The organism is Roseateles sp. P4_D2 (genome assembly GCF_056401875.1).
Map to the genome: position 1 here is coordinate 237517 of NZ_JBFUIM010000006.1, position 25297 is coordinate 262813.

Sequence of the window (25297 nt, forward strand, 5' to 3'; positions counted from 1 at the left end):
GCCAGCATGTCGCTGACCTCGGAAGCCGTACTCGCGCTCGCACCGGATGCTGCCTCGGCCAAGGCCGCCCACGGCCTGGTCAGGCCTTCGCAATGGCCCACCCTCGGCGCGAATGACGCCGCCGTCTGGGGCGAATGCCAGGGCAGCGGCGCCAAGCCCTACCAGACCCAGGTCGACCTCGCCGGCCCCGCCTTCCGCTGCTCCTGCCCGAGCCGCAAATTCCCCTGCAAGCACGGCCTGGCGCTGCTGCTGATGCGGGCCCAGCAGCCAACCGACTTCGCCGCCAGCGATGCGCCGGCCTGGGTCGGTGAATGGCTGGCCGGCCGTGCCGACAAGGCGGAAAAACAGGCCGAGAAGCAAGCCACCAAGGCCAGCGCCGCGCCGGCCGACCCTGAAGCGGCCGACAAGCGCGAGGCCCAGCGCTGGCAACGCATCGAGACCGCCGCACAGGACCTGCAGCGCTGGCTGGCCGACCAGATCGCCCGCGGCCTGGGCGTGCTCGACGACAGCGCGCTGCAAAGCTGGGCCGCAATGGCGCGCCGCATGGTCGATGCGCAGGCACCGGGCCTGGGCCAGCGCATCCAGGCCGCCGCGGCCGGTGTGCGCCGCGGCGCCGACTGGCCCGAGCAGACGCTGGTGCGCCTGGGCCTGCTGCAGCTCGCCTGCGAGGCCCTGAGCCGGCGCGCGCAGCTCGGCGCCGGTGAACAGGCCGACCTGCGCATCGTCGCCGGCTGGCCAATGGACCGCGACGAGGTGCTGGCGCAAGGCCCGCGCGAGACCGACCGCTGGACGGTGCTGGGCAGCGCCACCGAGGCCCGCGACGACCGACTGACCGAGCGCCGCGTCTGGCTGCACGGCGAGCGCAGCGGCCGCCGCGCCTTCATCCTTGACCACGCCTTTGGTGGCCGCGGCTTCGAGCAGTCCTGGGTCACCGGCACGGCCGTTGACGCGACGCTGGCCTTCTTCCCCAGCGGCAGCGGCCTGCGCGCCCTGCTGGTGGACACGGCCGCGCCCGTTGGCGCCGCCCGCTGGCCCGCCACCCAGGCCGCCGAGGAGTTCCAGGCCGTGGCCCGCCGCGTGGCCGGCTGCCCCTGGGTGGGGCTGCATCCCATCGTGCTCTGTGACGCCCTGCCGCTGCGCCATGGCGAACGCCTGCTGCTCATCGTCGACGGCCGCGCGCTGCCACTGGCCCTGCGCGAGGCCGATGTCTGGACGCTGCTGGCCCTGTCCGGCGGCCGGCCGCTGAATGTCACGGCCGAATGGGACGGCCAGGCCCTGGCGCCATTGACGGCTTGGCGTGGCGACGAGTTGCTGTGGCTGAGGAGCCCTTCATGAGTGGCCCCTGGACCGCCCTGCTGCCCGCCGCCACCGTGGGCACCGACCGCCAGCCCGGCCCCTGGCCGCTGCCGGCGGGCGACATCGGCAGCCTGGCCCGCCAGGCCGCCGAGTCCGCCACCGAACCGGCCACAGGCCTGCTGCGCGCCGCAGCCGTGCTCGCCAGTTGCTCGCTGGCCGGGGCTCAGGGCTCGCTATGGTCCGAGCCGCTGCCGGCCGCCGCGCCGGAGGATGCGCGGCCCGCGCTCGAAGCCGGCGCCGCCCTCGATGCCTTGAACTGGGTGCTGCAGGACGGCCCCACGCGCCTGCAACACGAGGCGCTGTTGCGCGTCGGCCAGGCCGCCCGGCGCCTGCCTGCCCGGCTGCTGCCGCAGGCCCTGGACTTGGGCCGCCGCTCCGTGGCCTTGCGCGCACCGCTGCTGACCGTGCTGGGCGAACGCGGCCTGTGGCTGGCCGCCCAGCGCGCCGACTGGGCATTTGCCGCCGGTGCCAGCGAAGCCACAGGCAGCGATGCAGCCTGGACCGAGGGCACGCTGGAGCAGCGCCGCGCCTGGTTCACGCAGGCCCGCCAGGCCGAGCCTGCGGCCGCCCGCGAGCGCCTGCAAGCCGCCCTGGCCGAACTGCCTGCTCGCGAGCGCGCCGACCTCGTCACCGCACTGGTCACTGGCCTCAATCCCGACGACGAACCGCTGCTCGATCAACTGCGCGCTGACCGCAGCCGCGAGGTGCGCCAGGCTGCGCTGCAACTGCTGCTGCGCCTGCCCACGGCCGCCCATCCGCAGCGCGCCGCCGCCCGCCTGTCACCCCTGCTCGTGCTGGAACGCGGCCTGCTGCGCAAGCGCTGGCAGATCGATGCGCCCGCCGCAGCCGCCGCGGACTGGAAGGCCGACCAACTCGACGCGACCCGGCCGCAGAACGATGCGCTCGGCGAGCGCGCCTGGTGGCTCTATCAATTGGTGCGCCAGACTCCGCTGGCCTGGTGGCGCAGCCACACCGGCATGACGGCAGCCGAGCTGCTGGCCTGGGCCGCGGGCACCGACTGGACCGAGGCCCTGATCCGCGGCTGGGCCGAGGTGCTGTTCGCCGCACCGGCGAATGACTGGTGCGACGCCCTGCTCGACCACTGGCCGCCCAGCCTGCGCGAAGACCCCGCCCGTGTGCTGGGCCTGCTCGCACCTGCCGCGCGCGACCGCCACCTGCTGCGCTACGCCAGCGGCGGCTCCCAACCCACCGCCACCGTGCTCGTGCATGCGCTGAACGCCTGCGCGGCCGGCCAGGCGCTGTCGGCCGAGTTGTCCGCCCTGCTGGCGCGAACGCTCAGCAAGCAGATCGGCGACGGCACGCTGAACACCGATTACGGCCTGCGCGGCCTGCTCAGCGACTTCGCCTGCGCCGCGCATGCCGACAGCCTGGCCACGCTCGCCGCCCTGCCGCGCCGGGCCGACGAAACCCCTTCCTGCGCCGAGGCGCTGCTCACGGTTGAACGCATCGTGAGCGCGCGTCGCGCCCTGCACACCTTGACCCCGAGGACGCCATGACCGCCGATGTTTTGCGCCAGCACGCCGAGACCCAGTTCGCCGAGGAACTGGCTGAGCTCAAGCGCGCCGACACCCGCCAGCGCCCGACCAACTGGGAGCTGTCGCCCTGGGCCGTCGTGCGCTATCTGATGGGCGGGCGGCTGGACAACGGCTTCGCGGTCAGCGCCAAGTACATCGGTGACCCGCGGCTGATGGAGATCGCCGTCGCCACGCTGGCCACCGACCGCGCGCTGCTGCTCTATGGCGTTCCCGGCACGGCCAAGTCCTGGGTGTCCGAGCACCTGGCTGCGGCCATCAGCGGCGACTCGACGCGCCTCATCCAGGGCACCGCCGGCACCAGCGAGGAGCAGCTGCGCTATGGCTGGAACTACGCCCAGCTGCTGGCCCACGGGCCGTCCGAAGCGGCGCTGGTGCCCAGCCCGCTGATGCAGGCCATGCGCGCCGGCAAGATCGCCCGCGTCGAGGAGCTGACGCGCATCCCGGCCGACGTGCAGGACAGCCTCATCACCGTGCTGTCCGAGAAGACCCTGCCCATCCCCGAGCTCGGCAGCGAGGTGCAGGCGGTGCGCGGCTTCAGCGTCATCGCGACGGCCAACAACCGCGACAAGGGCGTCAACGAACTGTCGGCCGCGCTGAAGCGTCGCTTCAACACCGTCGTGCTGCCGGTGCCGGCCAGCGCCGAGGACGAGATCGCCATCGTCACCAAGCGCGTGGGCGAGATGCGCCGCGCGCTGGAGCTGCCGGCCGAGCCGCCGGCGCTGAAGGAGGTGCAGCGCGTGGTGCAGATCTTCCGCGAGCTGCGCAGCGGCCAGACCGAGGACGGCAAGACGCGCATCAAGTCGCCAACGTCGACGCTGTCCTCCGCCGAGGCCATCTCGGTCATCAACAGCGGCCTGGCGCTGGCGGGCCATTTTGGCGACGGCGTGCTGCGCCCGGCCGACATGGCGGCCGGCCTGATCGGCGCCGTCATCAAGGACCCGGTGCAGGACCAAGCCGTGTGGACGGAATACCTGGAAACCGTCGTCAAGGAGCGCAGCGACTGGAAAGACCTCTACCGCGCCTTCCGTGAACTGAACTGACGTGGATCACTTCTTCGGCATCCGTCACCACGGCCCCGGCTGCGCGCGCAGCCTGGTGCGGGCACTGGACGCGCTCAAGCCCGACTGCGTGCTGATCGAAGGCCCGCCCGAGGCCGATGGCCTGGTCGCCGCGGTGCTGCAGGACGGCATGCAACCGCCCGTCGCGCTGCTGAGCTATGCGCCCGACGAACCCGGCCGCGCCGTCTACCACCCCTTCGCCGAGTTCTCGCCCGAATGGCAGGCGCTGCGCTGGGCCGCGATGGCCGCCGTGCCGGCGCGCTTCATCGACCTGCCGGTGGCGCTGTCGCTGACGCGGCCCGAGGAGGACGAAACGCCGCTGCGCGAAGACCCGCTCGGCCGCCTGGCCGAAGCCGCCGGCTATGCCGATGGCGAGGCCTGGTGGAACGACCAGGTGGAAGAGCGCGGCGACGGCGAGCAGCTCTTCGCCGCGATTGCCGAAGCCATGGCCGCGCTGCGCGCCGATGCCGGCGACGAAGACCCCCACACCCTGCTGCGCGAGGCCCATATGCGCCAATGCCTGCGTGCCGCGCGCAAGGAAGGCTTCGAGCGCATCGCCGTCGTTTGCGGCGCCTGGCATCTGCCCGCTCTGCAAGCCGAGGTCGCGGCCAAGGCCGACGCCGCGCTGTTGAAAGAAGCGCAAGCCGGGCGCGCCAAGCTCAAGATCGCCTGCACCTGGGTGCCCTGGACCTACCGCCACCTGACGCGCGCCAGCGGCTATGGCGCCGGCATCGCCTCGCCCGGCTGGTACGAGCACCTGTGGGCCAGCACCGCGGGCGACCGGCCGCGCGCCATCGGCTGGCTGGCCCGCGTGGCTGCGCTGATGCGGGCGCGCGATCTCGACTGCTCGTCCGCCCACCTCATCGAAGCCGCCCGACTGGCCGACACGCTGGCCGCGCTGCGCGGCCGCCCGGCGCCGGGGCTGGAGGAATTGCACGAGGCCACGCGCACGGTGCTGACGCTGGGCGACGAGGCCGTACTGCGCTTCCTGGCCGAGGCCCTGGTGGTGGGCGACCGCTTCGGTCAGGTGCCTGCCGACGTGCCCACGGTGCCGCTGCAGCGCGACCTCGAGCAGACGCAGAAGAGCCTGCGCCTGAAGGCCGAGGCCTTGCAGAAGACGCTGGACCTGGACCTGCGCCAGCCCAACGACCTCGCGCGCAGCCATCTGCTGCACCGGCTGCTGTTGATCGACCTGCCCTGGGGCCAGGTCGCCAGGCTGGGCCGTTCCTCGCGCGGCAGCTTCCACGAGGTGTGGACGTTGCAATGGCAGCCCGAGTTCGCGCTGCGCCTCATCGAGGCCAGCCGCTGGGGCCAGACCGTGGCCCAGGCCGCCACCGCCCGCGCCATCGAGCGCAGCGCCAGCATCGAGCGCCTGGCCGAGTTGTCCGAGCTGGTCGACCGTGTGCTGCTGGCCGACCTGCAAGGCGCCGTCGCTGCCACGACGCGCGCGCTGGAAGACCGCGCCGCGCTGACTGGCGACACCGCCCAGCTGCTGGCCGCGCTGCCGGCCCTGGCCAATGTCTTCCGCTACGGCAATGTGCGCCAGACCGACGCGGCCATGGTGGGCCATCTGCTGGACGGCCTCATCGTGCGCGCGGCGCTCGCCCTGCCCTTGGCCTGCACCGCGCTGGACGAGACCGCGGCCGATGCGCTGCGCGAGCACCTGCTGGCCGCGCATGCCGCGGTGGGCCTGCGCGCGGGCGATGCGCAGAGCGCCGCATGGCGCCAGGCGCTGCAACAGCTGGCCAGCCTGCCGACGGCCCACGAGCTGCTGCAGGGCCTGGCGACACGGCTGCTGCTTGACGGCGGCGACTGGGACAGCGAACGCGCGGCGCAGCAGCTGTCGCTGCACCTGTCGGCCGGCGCGCCCGCGGCCGATGCGGCCGCCTGGCTGGACGGCTTCCTGAACCGCAATGCCGTCGTGCTGCTGCATGACGACGCGGTGTGGCGCCTTGTGGATGACTGGCTGACGGGACTGGGCGAAGACCATTTCATCACCGTGCTGCCGCTGGTGCGGCGCAGCTTCTCGCACTTCGCCGCGGGCGAGCGCCGCGACCTGGGCACTCGTGCCGCACGCGGCGCCATCACCGCCGAAATCGGCGGCGCGGCCGACTGGGACGAGGCCCGCGCCGCGCTGCCCCTGCCGCTGCTGCGGCGCCTGCTGGAGCTGCCCGCATGAGTGCCGATGAAGAACGCCTGCGCCGCTGGCGCCTGGTGCTGGGCGGCGAGGCCGAGGCCGCGTGCGGCGGGCTGAGCGGCCCGGCGCAGGAGATGGACCAGGCGCTGACGGCTCTCTACGACGCTCAGGGCCCCGGTGGCCTGCAGTCGCGCGACCGGCGCGGCGGCCGCGGTGGCTCGGCGCCCAGCGTGGCGCGCTGGCTGGGTGACATCCGCCGCTACTTCCCCAGCCAGGTCGTGCAGGTCATGCAGCGCGACGCCCTGCAGCGCCTGAACCTGCGCGACATGCTGCTGCAGCCCGAGATGCTGAACAGCGTGCAGCCCGACGTGCACCTTGTCGCCCAGCTGATGGCGCTGTCGCGCGTGATCCCGGCCGGCACCAAGGACACGGCGCGCATGGTGGTACGACGCGTCGTCGACGAGCTGATGAAGCGCCTGGACGAGCCGCTGCGCTCGGCCATCAGCGGTGCGTTGGACCGCAGCCAGCGCAACCGCCGGCCGCGCCATGCCGAGATCGACTGGCACCGCACCATCCGCGCCAACCTGCGCCACTGGCAGCCCGAGCACCGCACCGTGGTGCCGCAGACGCTGATCGGCTATGGCCGCAAGGCAAGGCGGCCGCAGCGCGAGGTGGTGCTGTGCATCGACCAGAGCGGCTCCATGGCCAACTCGGTCGTCTACGCCAGCATCTTCGGCGCCGTGATGGCCTCGCTGCCGGCGGTGTCCACGAAGCTGGTGGTCTTCGACACGGCCGTTGTCGACATGACCGAGCAGCTCGACGACCCGGTGGAGCTGCTGTTCGGCGTGCAGCTCGGCGGCGGCACCGACATCAACGGCGCGGTGGGCTATTGCCAGTCCATCATTCGCGAGCCGCGCAACACCATCCTCGTGCTGATCTCCGACCTGTTCGAGGGCGGCGTCGAGGCCGGGCTGCTGAAGCGCGCAGCCGAGCTGGTGGAGAGCGGCGTGCAGTTCGTGACGCTGCTGGCGCTGAGCGACGAGGGTGCACCGGCCTATGACCACCAACTGGCCGCCAAACTGGCCGCCCTGGGCGTGCCGTCCTTCGCCTGCACGCCGGACGCCTTCCCCGGCCTGATGGCAGCGGCCATCCGGCGCGATGACATCGCCACCTGGGCCGCGGGCCAGGGGCTGGCTACGTCGCGCTGAGCCGCTCGCGCAGTGCCTGCCCACCGGCGCCGCCACGGCGCTTGAGCTGACGGAACAGCGTCTGGCGCGAGCCCAGGCCGCTGCGGGCGGCGACATCGTCCAGCGACAGCGCCGGGTCCAGCAGCAGGCGCGCAGCATGCTCGGTGCGCAGCCTTGCGAGCCAGGCCATCGGCGTGCAGCCCTGCAGCGCACGGAAGCAACGCACGAAGTGGTACTTGGACAGCCGCGCCACCGCGGCGATGTCGTCCAACGTCAATGCGTCAGCGTGGCAGCTCAACATGAAATCGGTGGCGCGGTCCAGGCGAGCCAGCAGCTCGACGTGCTGGCCCCGGCTGAGGGTCGCAAGGCGGCCGCTGCGCGAGCGCCAGCCGGGCTCGGCCTCCAGCATGCGCCACAGCAGCGACTGCAGGCTCTCCTCCAGCCAGGCCTCGTCGCCGACGTCACCAAGCACCGCGCCTCGGCCGCCAAGAATGGCATCGCGCAGCTGGGTCAGCTCCAGGTTCAAAGCGCCATCGGCCGGGCGCAGATGCTCGGCAAACCCTGCCGCTTTACGCCCGTTCTCGCCGTCGGCCGAGAGCACGTCGGCCGGCGTCTGGTGCGCCGCGTGGGCGACCTCGTCGGCCATGCCGGGCCGAAAGAAGACACCAAAGCTCAGCACCGGCTCGCGGCTGCGGATGCGCGCGCCGTAGTGGCCGCCCTGGTTCAGGATCAGGCAGCGTTCGGTGTCGACGCGCAGCCGCCGGCCCGGCAGCAGATAGTCCTCGCCCTCGCCGCCCCAGGCTCGCTTGATGGACAGCGTCTGCGTGTGCGGCGGGAATTCGACGCCACGGGACCAACCCATGACGACGGCGTTCTCTTGCCCCCAGTGCTGGGCGAACCACTGCCGGAACCCCGCGTTCGCAGCCGTCAGTGGCCGCGGCGCCAGGTCGGGCAACTCGCGCAGGATCATGCGCGCAAGTCTAGGCGCCTAGCGCGGGCTGCTCGCGGCGGATGCGGCCGGCGTGCCATCGCCGCCGCTGGGCTGGATCGGCCGCGAGCGCGCACCGCCCGCGTCCTGCCCGGCCGTCATCGCGCCCACGGCGGGCGGCGCCTGCGGGTGGTCGGAGGCACCGCGCAGGTCGGTGCTCGGCGCCACCTTGGGCAGCGGCTCGGACGGCGGCACGGGCGGCGGCGGCACTTCGCGCCGGCAGGCGCCCAGCAGGGCCAGCATCAGCACAGCCGGCAGGGTGACGCTCAGACGGTGGGTCGGCTGCGCGGGCATGACTCGCTCCTTGGCAGAAAGCCTGACGGACAGGGCGGCCGGGGCAATCTTCGTGCCCTGCCTCCTTCAGCCACCTTTGGCCTTGGGCGCCACCGGCACATAGACCTCGACCGGCGATCCGGGCTCATCGGGACAGAAGTCGGGGCCATAGCGCTCGAACAGCGGACCGGCGGCCTGGACATCTTCCGAAGCCGGTAGCTGGCGCTCGAAAATGTCGCCGAAGCCCGCCTCAAGCTCTGAAAACGGAAAGCTGAAGAAGGCGTAGCGCCCGGCTGGCAACGTCAGCTTCGTCATGCCCGCCGGCACGGTGGCCGACGGCTCGACGGCCACGCAGGCCAGGTAGTCGAAGCCGGCGTCAGACTGGTTGTGCATGACGCCGTAGGTGGTCCTGGCCTCGATGGCCTGCGCGACCTCTGGGATGCGGGCCACGAAGCGCGGCCACAGGGCCCGGATATCGGGCGACATCGGCGTCGTGCGAATCTGCAGGCCGACGACGGTGACGGCGGGTCGGTCAATGATCTGGAGTGGCATGGCGGTCCTCGAAGTTGCGAAACAGGCGCCCGTGGAGGTGCCCACGCTACGACGAACGGCGGGCATCGTTTTCGACCAACCGGTGTCGAGCAGCAATTTCTGCAACACCGGTGCCCGCACTGCACGCCTAGGCTGGTGCCCTCATCACTGCCCACACCCGCCATGCGCCAGCTCCTTGCCGCTGCCTTGTTTGCCGCCCTGCTCTCGCCCGCCCAGGCCGCCGCGCCGGCCGAACTGTTTGATTTCTGGGTCGGCGACTGGATCGTCACCTGGCAGAACGCCAACGGCAGCCCGGGCCAGGCTCGCAACCGCGTCGGCAAGATCCTCGACGGCCAGGTCATCGAGGAGAACTTCGAGGGCGACCCGGCCGTCGCGCCGCGGCTGCTGGGCCGCTCGCTGTCGGTACTCGACAAGGCCGGCGTCTGGCACCAGGCCTGGGCCGACAACCAGGGCGGCTTCTTCGCGCTGACCGGCGGCAGCATCGGCGAGACACGATTCTTCGCGACCGACCTCAAGCCCGTCGGCGAACAGATCAAGGGCCAGCGCATGCGCTTCTACGACATCAAGCCCGACAGCTTCATGTGGGACTGGGAAGGCAGCACCGATGGCGGCAAGACCTGGGCGCTGATCTGGCGCATCCAATACCAGCGCGCGCCCGGGGGCTAAGGCCCTCCCCATAGACTCGGCAGGGTCGTCGATCTGACCCGGAAGTCCCCATGCCTTTCTCGACCTGGCTGCTGTTCTGCGGCGTGGCCTTGCTGACCTGTTTTTCGCCGGGCCCCGGCGTGCTGCTCGCGATCTCCAACGCCATGGCCGTGGGACCGCGGCACACGGTGTTCAGCTCGCTGGGCAATGCGGCCGGCCTGCTCATCGTGTCGGGCGCCGCCACCGCCGGCATGGGCGCCCTGCTGGCGGTGTCGGCCTCGGCCTTCCTCGTCGTCAAGCTCATCGGCGCGGGCTATCTGATCTATCTGGGCATCAAGCAGTGGCGCAGCGCGCCGCTGCGGTTGGATGCCCCGGCGTCGGCCAACCAGCCGCACACGCCGGGCAAGCTCTTCCTGCAAGGCATGGGCGTGGCCGTCACCAACCCCAAGGCCATCCTGTTCTTCACGGCGCTGTTCCCCCAGTTCCTGACACCCGGCCATTCACTGCTACTGCAGACCCTGCTGCTCACCCTGACCTTCACCGTGCTGGCCCTGGTGTCCCACGCGGTCTATGTGGGCCTGTTCCGCTCGCTGCGCCGCTTCCTGACCGAGGTACGGCATCTGCGGCTGTTCAACCGCATCTCAGGCGGGCTGTTCGTGCTGCTGGGGCTGAGCCTGCTGAGGCTGCGCAACCGCGCGGCTTGAATCAGATCGAGCTTCGGCCCGTTCCTGCTCGCGCAGCCGCAGTACGCGCCGCTGCACCTTGCCCGTCGTCGTCATCGGCAGGGCGTCGATGAACTCGATTTCCTTCGGGTACTCGTAGGGCGCCAGGCGCGCCTTCACATGGGCTTGCAGGGCCTCCACCAGCGCGGTGCTAGCAGCATGCCCGTCGGCCAGCACGACATAGGCCTTCACCAGCGCGCCGCGTTCGGCGTCGGGCTTGGGCACGACGGCCGCGTTCGCCACGGCCGCATGCTTGAGCAGGCAGTTCTCAATCTCGCCGGGGCCGATGCGATAGCCGGCGGCCTTGAAGACGTCGTCCGCCCGGCCTTCGTACCAGAGCGTGCCGTCCCGATCGCTGCGGGCGAGGTCGCCGGTGCGGCACCAGTCGCCCGTGAACTTGGCCTTCGTCGCGGCCTCGTTGTTCCAGTAGCCAAGGAAGAAGACCGGGTCGGGATCGCCGTGGCGGTCACGCGCGTTCACGGCCACCTCACCGGTCTCGCCGGGCGCGCATTCCCGGCCCTCGTCATCGATGACCGCCACGCGGTGGCCCGGGTAGGCCCGGCCCATGCTGCCTGGTTTGGCCGGCCACAGGGCCTGGCAGTTGCCAACCACGTAATTCATCTCGGTCTGGCCGAACATCTCGTTGACCGGCACCCCCAGCGCATCGCGGCACCAGTTGAACACCGCGTCGCCAACGGCCTCGCCGGCGCTCATCAGCGCGCGCAGCTTCAGCGCATGGCGCTTCGGGCGAGGCTCGGCCTTCATCATGGCCTTGAGCGCCGTCGGGAACAGGAAGGCATGCGTGACGCCGTAGGCCGCCATCAGCTCGAAGGCCTTGGCCGCAGAGAAACGGCCCTGCCAGGCGACGATGGGGCGGCCGAAGTAGAGCGTGGGCAACAACGCATCCATCAGCCCGCCGGTCCAGGCCCAGTCGGCAGGGCTCCAGAAGACGGCGTCCGTCTTCTGGAGCCCTTTGCTGGGCCGAGGCCCTTCATTGCCGCCTCCCATCTCCCGCTCCCTCTTCCCCAGGGAAGAGGGCCTGATCGTCTCAGTGACATCGGGAAATGGATCGAAACCGAACCAGTTCTGGCTGGCGACAAAGCCAGTCAGGTTGCCGATCAACGCCCGCTGTGGGATCAGTGCACCCTTGGGGTTGCCGGTGGTGCCGCTGGTGTAGATCAGGATGGCCGGGTCGTCGGCCTGAGTGGCCACTGGCTTGAAGCGCGCCTCCTCGGCCTGCAGGGCCTGCATCCACGGCAGCTCGTCGCAATCCACCGGGCATTCGCCCACGACCAGGATGCGGCGCAGCGCCGGGCAGCGCGCCTTGACCTCGCGCAGGGCCGGCAGGGCTTCGCAGGCGGCAATGGCGAGCACGGCACCGCTGTCCTGCAGCCGGTACTCCAGCGCCTCGGCGCCGAAAAGCATGGACAGTGGCATGGCGACCGCGCCAATCTGCTGGATCGCGATGTGGGCGACGGCCGTCTCGAAGCGCTGCGGCAGCACGATGGCCACACGATGGCCGCGGCGTACACCCTGGTCCAGCAGCGCGTTGGACAGCCGGTTGGCGGCCCGCTGCAATTGCGCGTAGCTGTAGTGGGCGCGGCAGCCGCTTTCGCTGTCGAAATAAATGGCCGTGGCGTCGGGGGTGTCGCGCGCCCAGCGGCCGCAGCAGGCCTCGGCGATGTTGAAGTCCTGGGGCACCTGCCAGCGAAAGGCGCCGTGCAGCTGCTCGTATCGGTCTTCCGCCATGGGCCACCCCCGGTTGGGACAAGGGGGCGAATGCTAGCCAGCCCGGCAATGCCCGGGCTAATGGATTGCCCGGGGCAGAAACCGGGCGGTCAGGTCAGAGCCCGAGCCAAGCTGAGGGAGACCACATGCTCGGCCGGTCGCCGTCGGCATAGCGCTCCAGCGCGTCGCCGGTCAGGCGGCAGATGCGCCACTCGGGCATGACGTCGGCGCCCAAGCCTTCATAGAAGCGGATGGCGTCCTCATTCCAGTCCAGCACCGTCCAGTCGAAACGGCCATAGCCGCGCTCGCAGGCTGTCTGGGCCAGCTCGATGATCAGCGCCTTGCCCAGGCCGCTGCGGCGGTGGGCGGGGCGCACATACAGATCTTCCAGATAGAGGCCGGGCTTGGCCAGGAAGGTCGAGAAGTTGGTATAGAACAGCGCAAAGGCGACCACCTCACCGTCCACCATGCCAACCAGGCACTCGGCCGCGGGAGCATCGCCAAACAGATGCGGCTCGAGCTTCTCTGGCGTGACTTGCAACAGATGGGTCAGGTTCTCGAACTCGGCAAGCTCGCCGATGAGCTGGACGATGGCTTTCAGATCGCGCGGCTCGGCGGCGCGGATGTCGTGGCGGGGTGCGGGCATGGTGGCCATTGTCAGCGCACTGCCGTGTCCTACAGTGCGGATATGCCCGATGTCTATTCCCCGCGCCGCGCCCACCGCAGCGAATTTCTGAGCCTGCGCGGCCTGCGCCACCACATCTTGCGCTGGGGCCAGCCCTTGCCGGGCCACTCGCCCCTGGTCATGGTGCATGGGTGGATGGACGTCGGCGCGTCCTTCCAGTTCGTCGTAGACGCCCTGCAGCAGGAGCGCGAGGTCATTGCGCTGGACTGGCGCGGCTTCGGCCTCAGCGCGACGACGGGTGCCGACAGCTACTGGTTCCCGGACTACCTCGGCGACCTCGACGCCCTGCTCGATGCGCTGAGCCCGGGCGCGCCGGTGGACCTGCTGGGCCACAGCATGGGCGGCAATGTGGCCATGAGTTATGCCGGGGTTCGTCCGCAGCGCATCCGTCGCCTCGTCAATCTCGAAGGCTTTGGCATGCCCGACATCTCGTCCGCCGCCGCGCCCGAACGCCTGGCCAAATGGCTGGACGAGCTGAAGGACCCGCCCTCGCTGCGACCCTACGCGACGCTGGCCGACGTGGCCGAGCGACTGCGCAAGAACAACCCCCGCCTGGCCGCCGACAAGGCCGCCTGGCTGGCCCAGCACTGGTCGCGTGAAACGCCCGAGGGCTTCCAGCTCAATGCCGACCCGGCCCACAAGCTGGCCAATCCCATGCTCTACCGCAAGGCCGAGGTGCTGGCCTGCTGGCAGCGCATCGCCGCGCCCACGCTGTGGGTCGAGGGCAGCGACGACCAGCTGACGCGCTTCTGGGGCACTCGCTACCCGCGCGAAGACTTCGAGGCCCGCCTGGCCCTGGTGCCACAGCTGGAGAAGGCCGTGCTGCAGGACGCCGGCCACATGCTGCACCACGACCAACCCGAAGCGTTGGCCGCCGTGCTTGAGCCCTTCCTGTCGAAGACATGAGGCAGCCTGCCATCGGGTTGCTGCTCGCGCTGGCTGCCGCAGGCGCGCAGGCGAGCTGCTCGCGAGAACTCAGCGTCGGCATCTCCGACCTCGGCTATTCAGCCTTCCTGCGCGACGGCCAGATCCAAGGCGTCGTGCCCGATCTGCTGGACGAGCTGGCCCGGCGCAGTGGCTGCAAGCTGACCCTGCGCTACGCGCCTCGTGCGCGCGTGCTGCTGGACTTCGAGCACGGCAGCATCGACGTGCTGACCTCGGCCATGCGCGCTGCCGACCGCGACCGGGTCGGGCACTTCCTGCCCTATGCCTTCACGGAACTGGATCTGATCGTCGCGTCGGAGCGCGGGCCGCGCTCGCTGGAGGCCTTTGTCGGCCGGCCCGACCTCAAGCTCGGTATCGTCCGAGGCGTGCGCGTAGGTGAGGTGCTGGAGGAACGGATCGCACCGCTGCTGGCCTCGCGACAGGCCGAGTATTCGCCCGACTTCAACAACCTGGCGGCCAAGCTGACGGCCGGGCGCATCCAGGCAGCCATCATTCCCAACATGATCCATGCCAAGCTCAAGCGGGATGGCGCACTGCCGGCGCACAGCATCGTCGTCGACCTGCCGGAGGCCGGCACCGAACCCATCGGCCTTTACCTGAACCGCACCACCGTCACCGAGGACGACGTTCAGCTGCTGCAGGCCCAGATCACCCTGCTGAGGCGCGAAGGCTGGATCCAGCAGCTCTACGCGCGTTATGTCGGCGAGGCCGAAGCCCGGCGCCTGTTCAGGACCGAGGCTCGCTGAACTCGGCCTCCAACTTGTCCATCTGTCTCGCGTAGACGATGACGATGGCGCAAAAGCCCAGCAGCGCGCCCTGCGACGCCAGCCAGAAGGCCAGCGGCCATCCGAACACCTCGACGCTGAGTTCGCGGGCAAAGAACACCGGCACAAAACCAACGATGGCCCAGGCCAGCAGCAACCACACCGTCAGGCGGCGGGTGCGGCGCCAATAGTCGTCGCGCAGCGGAGCTGTCATGGCGGCCATTCTCACCCATGAGAAAATCCGCGTTTCGCCAAGAACCAAGCGACCGTCATGGACATCGAACACATCAACCAAATCGGCAACAACCTGGCCGACCTCACAGCGCGTACCGACGCGCTAAGGGGGTATCTTTGACTTCGACCGCAAAGCACTGCGACTGAACGAGGTCAACGCCTCCCTCGAGAATCCCAACGTCTGGAACGACCAGAAGCGTGCCCAGGAACTGGGCAAGGAAAAGCGCACGCTGGAGGCCGTCGTCGACACGATCACGACGCTGACCAGCTCGCTGGCGGACAACACCGAGCTGTTCGAGATGAGCCGCGAGGAAGGCGACGAAGCCGGCATGCTGGCCATCGAACAGGACGCCGCCGCGCTGCAGGCCAAGGTCGAGGAACTCGAGTTCCGCCGCATGTTCAACAACCCGGCCGACCCGCTGAACTGCTTCATCGACATCCAGGCCGGCGCCGGCGGCACCGAAGCCTGCGACTGGGCCGGCATGCTGCTGCGCCAGTACCTGAAGTACTGCGAGCGCAAGGGCTTCAAGGCGACGCTGGAAGACGAGACGCCCGGCGACGTGGCAGGCCTCAAGAGCGCGACCATCAAGGTCGAGGGCGAGTACGCCTTCGGCCTGCTGCGTACCGAGACCGGCGTGCACCGCCTGGTGCGCAAGAGCCCGTTCGACAGCTCCGGCGGCCGCCACACCTCGTTCGCGTCGCTGTTTGTCTACCCCGAGGTGGATGACAGCATCGAGATCGACATCAACCCGGCCGACGTGCGCACCGACACCTTCCGCGCCTCGGGCGCTGGTGGCCAGCACATCAACAAGACCGACTCGGCCGTGCGCCTGACGCACATCCCGACCGGCATCGTCGTGCAGTGCCAGGACGGCCGCAGCCAGCACAGCAACCGCGACGTCGCCTGGAAGCGCCTGCGCTCGCGCCTGTACGACCATGAGATGCGCAAGCGCCAGGAAGAACAGCAGAAGCTGGAAGACACCAAGACCGACGTGGGCTGGGGCCACCAGATCCGCTCCTATGTGCTGGACCAGAGCCGCATCAAGGACCTGCGCACCAACTACGAAACGTCTGCCACGCAGAAGGTGCTGGACGGCGATCTCGACCCGTTCATCACGGAGTCGCTGAAACAGGGCGTTTGATGCCCTCCCTGAAGCACTGCGCGCCCGCGTTCCGGCTGGCGCGCAGCGCTTCGACTGAACTGACCGATTTCCAAGGAAGCCCCAATGCGTGAAGGCAATGCCACCCTGATCCAACGCCTGGACTACCAGCAACCGGCGTTCTGGATCCGCAAGGTCGACCTGACCTTCGATCTCGACCCGGCCAAGACCCTGGTCACCAGCAAGATGCAGATCGAGCGCAACCGCGCCGTGCCCCACGGCCCGCTGCGTTTGCACGGCGAGGAACTGAACCTGCTGCGCGTGCTGATCGACGGCGCGAGCGTCTCCTTCCGCCAGGAAGGTAACGAGCTCATCATCGAAGGCGCACCCGATGCCGACTTCGCGCTCGAGATCCGCAACACCACCTGCCCGGACAAGAACACGGCCCTCTCCGGCCTGTACACCTCGGGCGGCAGCTTCTTCACGCAATGCGAGGCCGAGGGCTTCCGCCGCATCACCTATTTCCTGGACCGCCCCGACGTGATGGCCGTCTACACGGTCACGCTGCGCGCTAACGCCACTCTCTACCCGGTGCTGCTGTCCAACGGCAATCTGGTCGACAGCGGCACGCTCGACAACGGCCGCCACTTCGCCGTCTGGGCCGACCCCTTCCCCAAGCCCAGCTATCTGTTCGCCGTCGTCGCGGGCGACCTGGTGGCGCGCGAGCAGCGCATCCGCACCCGCGCCGGCAAGGACCACCTGCTGCAGGTCTACGTGCGCCGCGGCGACCTGGAGAAGACCGAGCATGCGATGAATTCGCTGATCGCCTCCATCGTCTGGGACGAGGCCCGCTTCGGCCTGCCGCTGGACCTGGAGCGCTTCATGGTGGTCGGCGTGTCCGACTTCAACATGGGCGCGATGGAGAACAAGGGTCTGAACATCTTCAACACCAGCGCCCTGCTCGCCTCGCCCGCCACCGCAACGGATGCGGACTTCAACCGCATCGAGTCCATCGTCGCCCACGAGTATTTCCACAACTGGACCGGCAACCGCGTCACTTGCCGCGACTGGTTCCAGCTGTCGCTCAAGGAAGGCCTGACCGTCTTCCGCGACCAGGAGTTCTCGATGGACATGGCCGGCACGCCGTCGGCCCGTGCCGTCTGCCGCATCCAGGACGTGCGCCAGCTGCGCGCCGCGCAGTTCCCCGAGGACAGCGGCGCCATGGCCCACCCGGTGCGCCCGGACAGCTACAGCGAGATCAACAACTTCTACACGGCCACCGTCTACGAGAAGGGCGCCGAGGTCGTGCGCATGTACCAGACGCTGGTCGGCCGCAGGGGCTTTGAGGCGGGCATGAAGCTCTACTTCGAGCGCCACGACGGCCAGGCCGTGACCTGCGACGACTTCGCGCAGGCGATTGCCGACGCCAACCCCGGCTCGGGCCTCGCTACGCGCCTGGACACTTTCAAGCGCTGGTACTCGCAGGCCGGCACGCCGCGCGTGACCGCCCGCGGCGAGCATGACGCCGCCGCCCGCACCTTCACGCTGCGCTTCACGCAGACCACACCCGCCACGCCGGGCCAGGGCGACAAGCAGCCCCAGGTGATCCCCATCGTCATGGGTCTGCTGGACCGCCACGGCGCCGCACTGCCCGTGAACGCCAACGGCGACACCGAGGGCGTGGTGGTACTGGACCAGGCCGAGCAGACCTTCATCTTCGAGAACATCGACAGCGAGCCCGTGCCCTCGCTGATGCGCGGCTTCTCTGCGCCGGTGGTGCTGGAGGACGGCCTGTCCGACGCCGGCCTGATCGTGCTGATGCGCCACGACAGCGACCCTTTCAACCGCTGGGAAGCCGGCCAGCGCCTGGCGCTTAACCGCATCCTGCATTCGCTGCGCGCGGGCCAGCCGCTGGTGCTGAGCCCCGTCTTCATCGACGCGATGCGGGTCCTGCTCAACCATCCCGAGCTGGACCCGGCCTTCAAGGAACTGGCCCTGACCCTGCCCGGCGAGGCCTATATCGCCGAGCAGCTCGACGTCGTCGACCCACAGGCCATCCACGCTGCCGTCATGGCCGCACAAACCCAGCTCGCCGCCGCCCTGCGCGACGACTGGGCCGCGGCCTTCGAGGCCAACCAGATCAGCGGTGGCTACACGCCCGACCCGGTCTCGTCCGGCAAGCGGGCGCTGGCCAACCTGGCCCTGTCCATGCTCGTGCTGGATGCGCAGGCCACGGGCGACACCGTCTGGCCGGGCAAGGCCTACCAGCGCTTCAAAGACGCGTCCAACATGACCGAGCGTCTCGGCGCGCTGGCCGCGCTGGTGAACGCCAACGCCGAACTGGCCGCACCGGCCCTGCAGCGCTTCCACGCGCTGTTCAAGGACGATGCGCTGGTGGTCGACAAGTGGTTCTCGCTCCAGGCGCGCGCGCCCGAGGCCGATGGCCGTGTGTTCGCGCGTGCCAAGGCGCTGACCAAGCATGCCGACTTCACACTCAAGAACCCGAACCGCGCGCGCAGCCTGTTGGCCTCGCTGTACATGTTCAACCCGGCTGCGTTCCACCGCGCCGACGCGGCCGGCTATGTGTTCTGGGCCGAGCAGGTGCTCGCCATCGACGCCATCAACCCGCAACTGGCCAGCCGCCTCGCCCGCGCGATGGACCGCTGGGCCGTGCTGGCCGAGCCCTACCGCAGCGCCGCCCGCGAGGCCGTCGCGCGCGTTGCCGCCAAGCCTGATCTGTCGAGCGACGTGCGCGAGATCGTCGAACGCGCGCTGGCTTCGGGAGGCTGATCGATGTCTCGTCAAACCAGCCTGACCCAATACCTCGTCGAGCAGCAGCGCGAGCACGGCCACATCCCGCAGGAACTGCGCCTCTTGATCGAGGTCGTGGCGCGCGCCTGCAAGCGCATCGCCATCGCCGTCAACAAGGGGGCGCTGGGTGACGTGCTGGGCACCGCCGGCAGCGAGAACGTGCAGGGCGAGGTGCAGAAGAAGCTCGACATCATCGCCAACGAGGTGCTGATCGAGGCCAATGAATGGGGCGGCCACCTCGCGGCCATGGCCAGCGAGGAGATGGACGGCATCTACGTCGTGCCCAACCGCTACCCCCAGGGTGAATACCTGCTGCTGTTCGACCCGCTGGACGGTTCGAGCAACATCGACGTCAACGTGTCCATCGGCACCATCTTCAGCGTGCTGCGCAAGGTGGGCCATTCGCGTGGCGTCAGCGAAGACGACTTCCTGCAGCCCGGCAAGCAGCAGGCGGCGGCTGGCTATTGCGTCTATGGTCCGCAGAGCATGCTGGTGCTGACGGTGGGCGATGGCGTAGCTGTCTTCACGCTGGACCGCGAGACCGGCTCCTGGGTTCTGACGCAGGACCAGGTCAGGATTCCGGAAGACACCAAGGAATTCGCGATCAACATGTCCAACCTGCGCCACTGGGCGCCGCCGGTGCGCCGCTACATCGACGAATGCCTGGCCGGCTCCACAGGGCCTCGTGGCAAGGACTTCAACATGCGCTGGGTCGCCAGCATGGTGGCCGACGTGCACCGCATCATGACCCGCGGCGGCGTCTTCATGTACCCCTGGGACCAGCGCGAGCCCGACAAGCCCGGCAAATTGCGCCTGCTGTACGAGGCCAACCCGATGGCCTTCCTCGTCGAGCAGGCCGGCGGCGTGGCCACCACCGGCAGCGAACGCATCATGGACCTGAAGCCCACCAAGCTGCACGAACGCGTGGCCGTGGCCCTGGGCTCCAAGAACGAGGTCGAGCGTATCGCGGCCTATCATCTCGACGCGTCCTGAGAAGCGTACCAAGAAGCGTCTATGGCATAGGCCGGTCCATCCAGCTTGTGATGAGCTGGACGGCCTCGGCCTCCATGCCGATGAAGCCGTGCCAGTGGAGGGCCTCGCAGGCGTCGCCCGTCGGGTCGGCGCCGCCGTCGACCACGACCAGCTTCTTCACTGGCGCAGCCGTCAGCCCCCGCGGGATGTAGCCCACGTCATGAGGCAGGGTCTGCCGGCACTGGTCCTTGGCGTGGTGCAGCACCAGCACCGGCACGCGGAGGGCCGACAACTCCTGGCGCGGCACGGCGCCCGGCTTGTCCCAGGCGACGATGCTGGACGTCAACACCAGGCCGGCGATCTCCCCCTGCAATCGGATGGCCGCCGCCGTGGCCGACACCGTTCCACGACTGGTGCCGACCAACCAGACCGGCAATGGCGACTTCTGCCTGACGGCCTTCAGCACTTCGCGGATGTCGGTCATGTGGGCATCCGAGATGCGCTCGCTGTAGCCCAGATCGGGCGTGTCGCTCGGCTTGCCGAAGATGGCGACGTTGTAGCCGCGCGCGGCGAACTCCCCTGCGGAGCGGACCAGGAAATTGCGGCTCGTCGGCCGCCCCGCTTCGATGCGACCGAAGCCCCCGCTGCCGCCAGGAAACAGCAGCACCGTCGCCCGCGCACCTTCGGCGGCCTGCCAGAACACCGGCGTGACGACGCCCTCGCGGGTGGCGACATCGAAGCGCCCATCCTCGGCCTGGGTCAGCGCCGTGGCGCCCAGCATCCACGCCCCCAGCAGCAGAATCCTGATTTTTTTCATGCGCCGGAGTTTGCGTCCTGCCGCCCGAAAAGCAAGCCGATCTTGGCGGCTCACAGCAGTTGCGCTATGATCTCGGGCTTCGCTGATCCCGCCTGCGGGACGCGTGAGGCCGGCATAGCTCAGTTGGTAGAGCAGCGCATTCGTAATGCGAAGGTCGGGGGTTCGACTCCTCTTGCCGGCACCAGAACAAGAAGAAGCACCAAGGGCCTGATCTCGCGATCAGGCCCTTTTTGCGTTCTGGGCAGTTTTCCGCACTTGGAACAGCTGTTGCAAACGACCTCAGCCCAACCTCGATAACGCACGCGCGGCGCGGGCACCGGGCCGTTAGTCTGCATGGATTGCAGTTCCCGAAGTCGCCCGAACACCATGGACAGCGCCAGCAACACCCCCACGCCGGGCTTGCGTCAGAAACTCATCATTGCCGCCATCGTCGTCACGGCGCTGCTGGCCTTGTTCGGCCTGTCGACCTTGCACGAGCGCACGACCAGCGAGGTGCAGGCCCGCAAGAACGCCACCGCCCTCAGCTTCGAGCGCTCGCCCGAACAATGGCTGGCCCACCCGCGTGAAGCTTCCGAGTTCGAGCGCGCCCTGCAGGCCAAGGACGTTGCGGCCGTCGGTGTCAGCGGCGGCCTGGTGCTCTACACCGACCGCGCCGGCCATCAATTCAGCACGCGGCTCATCGACTGCGGCCTGGGCTGCAAGAACGAGATCGGCTCACGCCTGGGCGAACTCAGCGTGGCCCAAGGCTTTGCGCTGACCGACATCGACGTCGACGCGCGTACCGGCGGCCAGCGCCTGTTCCAGTCCCTGGAGCGGGCCGGGAGCGCGCTGGCGCCGCTGCTCGTCATGCTGCTGATCGCCGGCCCGCTGGTCTATCTGCAGCTGCGCGGCCCCTTGAGCCAGCGTACCCGCCTGGCCGACAAGCCCAAGACCCGCTTCGACGACGTCATCGGCGCCGAAGAGGCCAAGAAGGCGTTGCGCCGCGTGGCAGCCTTCATGAAGGATCCCAAGCAATACGCCGCCGTGGGCGCCAAGGCACCGCGCGGCGTGCTGCTCGACGGCCCGCCGGGCACCGGCAAGACCCTGCTGGCCAAAGCCCTGGCCGGCGAATGCGGCGCCAGCTTCATCAGCGTCGACGGCTCCTACTTCAGCTCCATGTTCTATGGCGCCGGTATCGGCAAGGTGAAGGAGCTCTTCAAGAAGGCCCGCGACGCAGCGCCCTGCATCGTCTTCATCGACGAGATCGACGGCATCGGCCGGCGCAGCAACGGCAAGGAAGCCGGCGGGGGGGGCGGCGAGCAGGAGCAGAACCGCATCATCAACCGCCTGCTGGTGGAGATGGACGGCTTCTCCTCGCTGGAGAACGTCGTCATCGTCGGCGCCACCAACCACATCGACAACATCGACGAAGCCATGCGCCGGCCTGGCCGCTTCGACCTCATCGTGCGCACGGCCATGCCCACAGTGCCCGAACGCCAGCAGCTGTTCGGCCTCTACCTCGGCCAGATCAAGGCGGCGACCGTCATGGACCTCCCGTCCATCGCCCGCACGGCCGCCGGCATGTCACCGGCGGACATCGCCAACTGCGTGAACCGCGCCGCGGCCTATGCGGCCGAGGCCGGCGAAGCCCACGTCAGCGAGGAGCGGGTCTACCAGTCGCTGGAGACCCATCAGCTCGGCGGCGAGGTGAGCAACAGCAAGGACGTCATCACGCCCGAGACGCTGCGCCGCATCGCCTTCCATGAATCCGGCCATGCGCTGGTGGCCCATGTGCTGGAGGCCGGCAGTGTCGAGCGCGTCAGCATCGAGCCGCGCGGCCCGGCCCTGGGCGTGACCTATGTGACCCGCACCCACGAGGAGCCGCTGTACGGCGAACGCGAGCTGCGCTCGCGCCTGGCCATGATGCTGGCAGGCCGCGAGGCCGAGCTGATCGCCTTCGGCAACACCTCCTCCGGCGCGGCCGACGACCTCAAGCGCGCGTCGGAGCTCGCCACCAACATGATCGGCTCCATGGGCTTTGGCAAGACGTTCGGCTTGCTCAGCATGGCCGGCGTGCCCAAGGAACTCATCGGCCCCGACGTACAGAAGTCGCTGCTGGACGAGGCCCGCGCCCTGCTCGAGAGTGCCCAGGCCGAATGCCGCAGCGTGCTGGAGGACAAGCGTGACCGCCTGGACGCATTGACCGAGATGCTGCTCGGCCAGGAAACCGTCAGCGGGGCGCCGTTGAAGCGCGTGCTGATGGGCGAGCCTACGGCAGCTTGAGCCGCTTTCTTGCGGTGGACAAGGTCTGCCGCGACTTGGCGTAGTCGCGCCACGGGTCCTCCTTCTCGAAGGACAGGTACTCGCGCGCCGTCGTGATGGTCCACTGCGCGCCGCTCTTCAGTGAGCCGAGCTGCTCCCAGCTGACGGGCATGGAGACGCCCAATCCCGGCCGGGCCCGCGCAGAGAACGCCGTCGCCGTCGTCTGGCCGAAGCCGTTCCTCAGGTAGTCGATGAAGATCTTGCCGACGCGGTTGCGGCCGCCGCTCTTGGCGACGAAGCGCTGCGGGAGGGTCTCGGCCATGTGGGCCACGACGGCCTGCGAGAAGGCCTTGACGGTGTCGTAGTCCAGCTTGGGCGCCAGCGGCACCACCACGTGCAGGCCCTTGCCACCGCTGGTCTTGAGCCACGCCTTCAGGCCCAGCTCCTCGAGCATGGTGTGCGTGAGGGCGGCCGCCTCCTGCAGATGCGCCCAGCTGACGCCCTCGCCCGGGTCCAGGTCGAACACGATCCGGTCCGGCAGGTCGATGCGCCCGACCTTGGAGTTCCAGGTGTGGAACTCGACGACATTGAGCTGGGCGGCGTTGATGAGCCCTTCGACGCTGTCGACGGACATCAGCGCCTCGTGTTCCGGCCACAGCGCCGGATCGAGGGTCGTGATGCCCGGGATCTCCTTGTCCGAATGCTTCTGGAAGAACAGCTGCCCGCTGATGCCCTGCGGTGCACGCACCAGGGAGACGGGGCGGTTCTTCAGGTGCGGCAGGATGCGGTCTGCGACGCTCTCGTAGTAGTGCACCAGGTCGATCTTGCGCAGCCCGGTCGAGGTGTCGATGACCCGGTCGGGGTGGCTGATCTTGACGCTCGTCCTGGGCGAAGGCCGTACCGCCGCGGCCTGCTCGCGCTGGATCGCCTTGGGCGCCTTGTCGGCGCGCACACCAACGAATCTCGCATGCCGGATATGGCCATCGGGCGTCCACTCGCCGAAGGCCACTTCCACCACCATCTCCGGCCGCACCCAGCGCTCGCTACCCCGGGCGCGGCGCGACCAGCGGCCCGGCTCGACGGCCGCCGGGGCTATGGCCGGCGTCTTCGTCTGCAGCTTGCTCAACTGCCGGTGCAGCTCGCGCCCCTGCGCCGACGCCCAGCCGGTGCCGACCGAGCCGGCCGAGCGCAACTTGCCGTCCTGGTGATAGCCCAGCATCAGGGCTCCAACTTCCTGGGGCGAGTTCGTGCGGTCGGTGAAGCCGATGACGACGAATTCCTGGCGGCGCTGGCATTTCAGCTTGAGCCAGCTGTCACTGCGCCGGGAGACATAGGGCGAGTCGGCCTTCTTCAGCATCACGCCTTCCAGGCCCAGCTGGCAGGCCGCGGCGAGCACCTGCGACGGCGCCGCCGGCAGCTCATCGCTGAAGCGAACGCGGGCCGAGGTGCGGCCTTCGAGCAGCTCTTTGAGCACCGCGCGCCGGCTGCGCAGCGGCACCTCTCGCAGGTCGGTGTCGCCGAGGAAGGGCAGGTCGAACAGGAACATGGCGATGTCCTGCGTGCGCGCGTTGTCGATGGCGTTCTGCAGCCGGTTGAAGTCCGGCACGCCATGCTCGTTCAACACGACGATCTCACCGTCCAGCCAGGCCTGATCGATGCCGAGCTTCTCAAGTTCATCGACAAGCGGCGCCAGCTTCGCGGTCCAGTCATTGCCATTGCGCGTGATCAGCGCGACCTTGCCCTTGCTGATGCGCACGCCCATGCGATAGCCGTCGAACTTGTTCTCTATCACCCAGTCGCCGTCTGCGGGCGCAGCGGCAATCAGCGTTGCCAGCTGCAGCTCGAGCGTCTTCGGGAACGGCGCCTTCCTTGCGCGGGACAGATCGGGGCCGGCCGTCTGCGGCTGTGCGCGCACCCGCGGTTCACGCTCCTCCACGGGGCCCAGGGGTTTTTCCACGACGCTGTCCGGCAGGGCGCTGATGACGTCGTATTCGGCCGTCGGCCGCGCCCAGGCATCGCCGCGCTTCTTGAACAGGATCCACTGGTCCTGCTTCTTCTCGCCCGGCTTGGAGATGCGCACCAGCTCCCACAGCCCGGCCAGCTTCTCGCCATGCAATTCGAAGATCAGCTTGCCCTTGGCCAGGCCCTCGCGCGGGTCGCCGACAGGCGTCCAGCTGCCGCGGTCCCAGATGATGACGGTACCGGCGCCGTAATGCCCCTTGGGAATCTCGCCCTCGAAGCTGTTGTAGCTGACCGGGTGGTCCTCGACATGGATGGCCATTTGCTTCTTGGCGGGGTCGAAACTCGGCCCCTTGGGCACGGCCCAGCTGACCATGACGCCGTCCAGTTCGAGCCTGAAGTCGTAGTGCAGGTGCGAGGCCCAGTGCTTCTGGATGACGAAGCCCAAGGCCTTGGACTTGCGGCGCCCCAGCCTCCCCTTGGGCTCGGCGGTGCCGCTGAAATCGCGCTTGGCGTTGTAGCGCGCCAATGGCGCCTCGGCGGTAGCGGGGCGGGGCTTGCTCATGG

General features: G+C 69.3%; 21 protein-coding genes and 1 tRNA gene. 14 read left to right on the forward strand and 8 right to left on the reverse strand.

Annotation, left to right across the window (positions count from 1 at the left end; translation table 11 throughout):
- Window positions 1-6 precede the first annotated feature (6 nt).
- Genes AC1DW0_RS13015 through AC1DW0_RS13035 form a run of 5 tightly spaced genes read left to right on the forward strand, consistent with a single transcriptional unit; the run spans window position 7 to window position 7315 of the window.
- The gene (locus AC1DW0_RS13015; protein ID WP_477946256.1) at window positions 7-1335 is read left to right on the forward strand and encodes an SWIM zinc finger family protein; all 1329 of its coding nucleotides are present in this window, start codon (window positions 7-9) and stop codon (window positions 1333-1335) included.
- Complete coding sequence (locus tag AC1DW0_RS13020; RefSeq protein ID WP_477946258.1) at window positions 1332-2873, forward strand: DUF5691 domain-containing protein; 1542 nt, start codon at window positions 1332-1334, stop codon at window positions 2871-2873. The genes AC1DW0_RS13015 and AC1DW0_RS13020 overlap by 4 nt, the downstream gene beginning before the upstream one ends.
- Window positions 2870-3952 carry an ATP-binding protein gene (locus AC1DW0_RS13025; protein ID WP_477946260.1) on the forward strand — a complete coding sequence of 361 codons (1083 nt, stop codon included), beginning with the start codon at window positions 2870-2872 and terminating at the stop codon, window positions 3950-3952. Before AC1DW0_RS13020 ends, AC1DW0_RS13025 begins: the two co-directional genes overlap by 4 nt.
- Window position 3953: 1 nt before the next feature.
- A complete protein-coding gene (locus tag AC1DW0_RS13030) occupies window positions 3954-6149 on the forward strand; it encodes a DUF5682 family protein (RefSeq protein ID WP_477946262.1) in 2196 nt (731 codons plus the stop codon).
- Window positions 6146-7315, forward strand: a complete 1170-nt coding sequence (locus AC1DW0_RS13035; RefSeq protein WP_477946264.1) for a VWA domain-containing protein — start codon at window positions 6146-6148, stop codon at window positions 7313-7315. The genes AC1DW0_RS13030 and AC1DW0_RS13035 overlap by 4 nt, the downstream gene beginning before the upstream one ends.
- On the opposite strand, the gene AC1DW0_RS13040 is transcribed toward AC1DW0_RS13035, so the two are convergent.
- From AC1DW0_RS13040 to AC1DW0_RS13050, 3 genes are all read right to left on the reverse strand, one after another.
- The gene (locus AC1DW0_RS13040; protein ID WP_477946266.1) at window positions 7302-8264 is read right to left on the reverse strand and encodes a helix-turn-helix domain-containing protein; all 963 of its coding nucleotides are present in this window, start codon (window positions 8262-8264) and stop codon (window positions 7302-7304) included. The genes AC1DW0_RS13035 and AC1DW0_RS13040 overlap by 14 nt on opposite strands.
- An 18-nt stretch (window positions 8265-8282) precedes the next feature.
- Window positions 8283-8576, reverse strand: coding sequence for a hypothetical protein (locus AC1DW0_RS13045; protein ID WP_477946267.1), 294 nt, complete (start codon window positions 8574-8576; stop codon window positions 8283-8285).
- Between the two features lie 66 nt (window positions 8577-8642).
- Window positions 8643-9107, reverse strand: coding sequence for a GyrI-like domain-containing protein (locus tag AC1DW0_RS13050; protein WP_477946269.1), 465 nt, complete (start codon window positions 9105-9107; stop codon window positions 8643-8645).
- A gap of 162 nt (window positions 9108-9269) precedes the next feature.
- Here AC1DW0_RS13050 and AC1DW0_RS13055 point away from each other — a divergent pair, with 162 nt between their 5' ends.
- Complete coding sequence (locus tag AC1DW0_RS13055; RefSeq protein WP_477946271.1) at window positions 9270-9773, forward strand: hypothetical protein; 504 nt, start codon at window positions 9270-9272, stop codon at window positions 9771-9773.
- Window positions 9774-9823: 50 nt separating this feature from the next.
- Window positions 9824-10456: a LysE family translocator gene (locus tag AC1DW0_RS13060; protein WP_477946272.1), complete on the forward strand. Its 633-nt coding sequence runs from the start codon at window positions 9824-9826 to the stop codon at window positions 10454-10456.
- Here AC1DW0_RS13060 and AC1DW0_RS13065 read toward each other — a convergent pair.
- Together AC1DW0_RS13065 and AC1DW0_RS13070 are read right to left on the reverse strand one after the other, a co-directional pair.
- A complete protein-coding gene (locus AC1DW0_RS13065) occupies window positions 10394-12223 on the reverse strand; it encodes an acetate--CoA ligase (protein ID WP_477946274.1) in 1830 nt (609 codons plus the stop codon). The two genes, AC1DW0_RS13060 and AC1DW0_RS13065, sit on opposite strands and share 63 nt — an antisense overlap.
- Window positions 12224-12317: 94 nt before the next feature.
- Window positions 12318-12857 carry an N-acetyltransferase family protein gene (locus tag AC1DW0_RS13070; protein WP_477946276.1) on the reverse strand — a complete coding sequence of 180 codons (540 nt, stop codon included), beginning with the start codon at window positions 12855-12857 and terminating at the stop codon, window positions 12318-12320.
- A 15-nt stretch (window positions 12858-12872) separates the two neighbouring features.
- Between AC1DW0_RS13070 and AC1DW0_RS13075 the strand changes: the two genes are divergently transcribed.
- Together AC1DW0_RS13075 and AC1DW0_RS13080 are read left to right on the forward strand one after the other, a co-directional pair.
- On the forward strand, window positions 12873-13793 hold the full coding sequence (locus tag AC1DW0_RS13075; protein WP_477946278.1) for an alpha/beta fold hydrolase: 921 nt from the start codon (window positions 12873-12875) through the stop codon (window positions 13791-13793).
- Window positions 13790-14578, forward strand: coding sequence for a substrate-binding periplasmic protein (locus tag AC1DW0_RS13080; protein WP_477946280.1), 789 nt, complete (start codon window positions 13790-13792; stop codon window positions 14576-14578). Before AC1DW0_RS13075 ends, AC1DW0_RS13080 begins: the two co-directional genes overlap by 4 nt.
- Here AC1DW0_RS13080 and AC1DW0_RS13085 read toward each other — a convergent pair.
- Entirely contained in the window at window positions 14559-14810 is a 252-nt protein-coding gene (locus AC1DW0_RS13085; RefSeq protein WP_457323661.1) for a DUF4212 domain-containing protein, read from the reverse strand. The genes AC1DW0_RS13080 and AC1DW0_RS13085 overlap by 20 nt on opposite strands.
- A gap of 57 nt (window positions 14811-14867) precedes the next feature.
- Here AC1DW0_RS13085 and prfB point away from each other — a divergent pair.
- From prfB to AC1DW0_RS13100, 3 genes are all read left to right on the forward strand, one after another.
- Window positions 14868-15972 (forward strand): peptide chain release factor 2 gene (gene prfB, locus AC1DW0_RS13090; RefSeq protein WP_157281678.1). Its coding sequence is split into 2 segments (ribosomal slippage): window positions 14868-14948 and window positions 14950-15972, totalling 1104 coding nucleotides; the frame shifts between segments, so codons are not numbered across the junction.
- 84 nt (window positions 15973-16056) lie between these two features.
- Entirely contained in the window at window positions 16057-18720 is a 2664-nt protein-coding gene (pepN, locus tag AC1DW0_RS13095; RefSeq protein WP_477946282.1) for an aminopeptidase N, read from the forward strand.
- Window positions 18721-18723: 3 nt separating this feature from the next.
- Entirely contained in the window at window positions 18724-19734 is a 1011-nt protein-coding gene (locus tag AC1DW0_RS13100) for a class 1 fructose-bisphosphatase (protein WP_477946283.1), read from the forward strand.
- Window positions 19735-19753: 19 nt separating this feature from the next.
- Here AC1DW0_RS13100 and AC1DW0_RS13105 read toward each other — a convergent pair whose 3' ends face one another.
- Window positions 19754-20530 carry an alpha/beta hydrolase gene (locus tag AC1DW0_RS13105; protein WP_477946285.1) on the reverse strand — a complete coding sequence of 259 codons (777 nt, stop codon included), beginning with the start codon at window positions 20528-20530 and terminating at the stop codon, window positions 19754-19756.
- A 108-nt stretch (window positions 20531-20638) separates the two neighbouring features.
- Between AC1DW0_RS13105 and AC1DW0_RS13110 the strand changes: the two genes are divergently transcribed.
- Window positions 20639-20714: transfer RNA gene (locus AC1DW0_RS13110), tRNA-Thr, on the forward strand.
- 182 nt (window positions 20715-20896) lie between these two features.
- On the forward strand, window positions 20897-22792 hold the full coding sequence (locus AC1DW0_RS13115; protein ID WP_477946287.1) for an AAA family ATPase: 1896 nt from the start codon (window positions 20897-20899) through the stop codon (window positions 22790-22792).
- Here AC1DW0_RS13115 and ligD read toward each other — a convergent pair.
- Window positions 22779-25295, reverse strand: coding sequence for a DNA ligase D (ligD, locus tag AC1DW0_RS13120; protein ID WP_477946289.1), 2517 nt, complete (start codon window positions 25293-25295; stop codon window positions 22779-22781). The genes AC1DW0_RS13115 and ligD overlap by 14 nt on opposite strands.
- Between the last annotated feature and the right edge of the window lie 2 nt (window positions 25296-25297).

Excerpts from the sequence above, each read along its gene's own strand:
- AC1DW0_RS13115 (WP_477946287.1), top strand. The coding sequence starts at position 20,897 with ATGGACAGCGCCAGCAACACCCCCACGCCGGGCTTGCGTCAGAAACTC.
- AC1DW0_RS13100 (WP_477946283.1), top strand. The coding sequence starts at position 18,724 with ATGTCTCGTCAAACCAGCCTGACCCAATACCTCGTCGAGCAGCAGCGC.
- AC1DW0_RS13050 (WP_477946269.1), bottom strand. The coding sequence starts at position 9,107 with ATGCCACTCCAGATCATTGACCGACCCGCCGTCACCGTCGTCGGCCTG.
- AC1DW0_RS13015 (WP_477946256.1), top strand. The coding sequence starts at position 7 with ATGTCGCTGACCTCGGAAGCCGTACTCGCGCTCGCACCGGATGCTGCC.
- AC1DW0_RS13070 (WP_477946276.1), bottom strand. The coding sequence starts at position 12,857 with ATGGCCACCATGCCCGCACCCCGCCACGACATCCGCGCCGCCGAGCCG.
- pepN (WP_477946282.1), top strand. The coding sequence starts at position 16,057 with ATGCGTGAAGGCAATGCCACCCTGATCCAACGCCTGGACTACCAGCAA.
- AC1DW0_RS13060 (WP_477946272.1), top strand. The coding sequence starts at position 9,824 with ATGCCTTTCTCGACCTGGCTGCTGTTCTGCGGCGTGGCCTTGCTGACC.
- AC1DW0_RS13035 (WP_477946264.1), top strand. The coding sequence starts at position 6,146 with ATGAGTGCCGATGAAGAACGCCTGCGCCGCTGGCGCCTGGTGCTGGGC.
- AC1DW0_RS13045 (WP_477946267.1), bottom strand. The coding sequence starts at position 8,576 with ATGCCCGCGCAGCCGACCCACCGTCTGAGCGTCACCCTGCCGGCTGTG.
- AC1DW0_RS13020 (WP_477946258.1), top strand. The coding sequence starts at position 1,332 with ATGAGTGGCCCCTGGACCGCCCTGCTGCCCGCCGCCACCGTGGGCACC.
- AC1DW0_RS13025 (WP_477946260.1), top strand. The coding sequence starts at position 2,870 with ATGACCGCCGATGTTTTGCGCCAGCACGCCGAGACCCAGTTCGCCGAG.
- ligD (WP_477946289.1), bottom strand. The coding sequence starts at position 25,295 with ATGAGCAAGCCCCGCCCCGCTACCGCCGAGGCGCCATTGGCGCGCTAC.
- AC1DW0_RS13085 (WP_457323661.1), bottom strand. The coding sequence starts at position 14,810 with ATGACAGCTCCGCTGCGCGACGACTATTGGCGCCGCACCCGCCGCCTG.
- AC1DW0_RS13040 (WP_477946266.1), bottom strand. The coding sequence starts at position 8,264 with ATGATCCTGCGCGAGTTGCCCGACCTGGCGCCGCGGCCACTGACGGCT.
- AC1DW0_RS13105 (WP_477946285.1), bottom strand. The coding sequence starts at position 20,530 with ATGAAAAAAATCAGGATTCTGCTGCTGGGGGCGTGGATGCTGGGCGCC.
- AC1DW0_RS13065 (WP_477946274.1), bottom strand. The coding sequence starts at position 12,223 with ATGGCGGAAGACCGATACGAGCAGCTGCACGGCGCCTTTCGCTGGCAG.
- AC1DW0_RS13055 (WP_477946271.1), top strand. The coding sequence starts at position 9,270 with ATGCGCCAGCTCCTTGCCGCTGCCTTGTTTGCCGCCCTGCTCTCGCCC.
- AC1DW0_RS13080 (WP_477946280.1), top strand. The coding sequence starts at position 13,790 with ATGAGGCAGCCTGCCATCGGGTTGCTGCTCGCGCTGGCTGCCGCAGGC.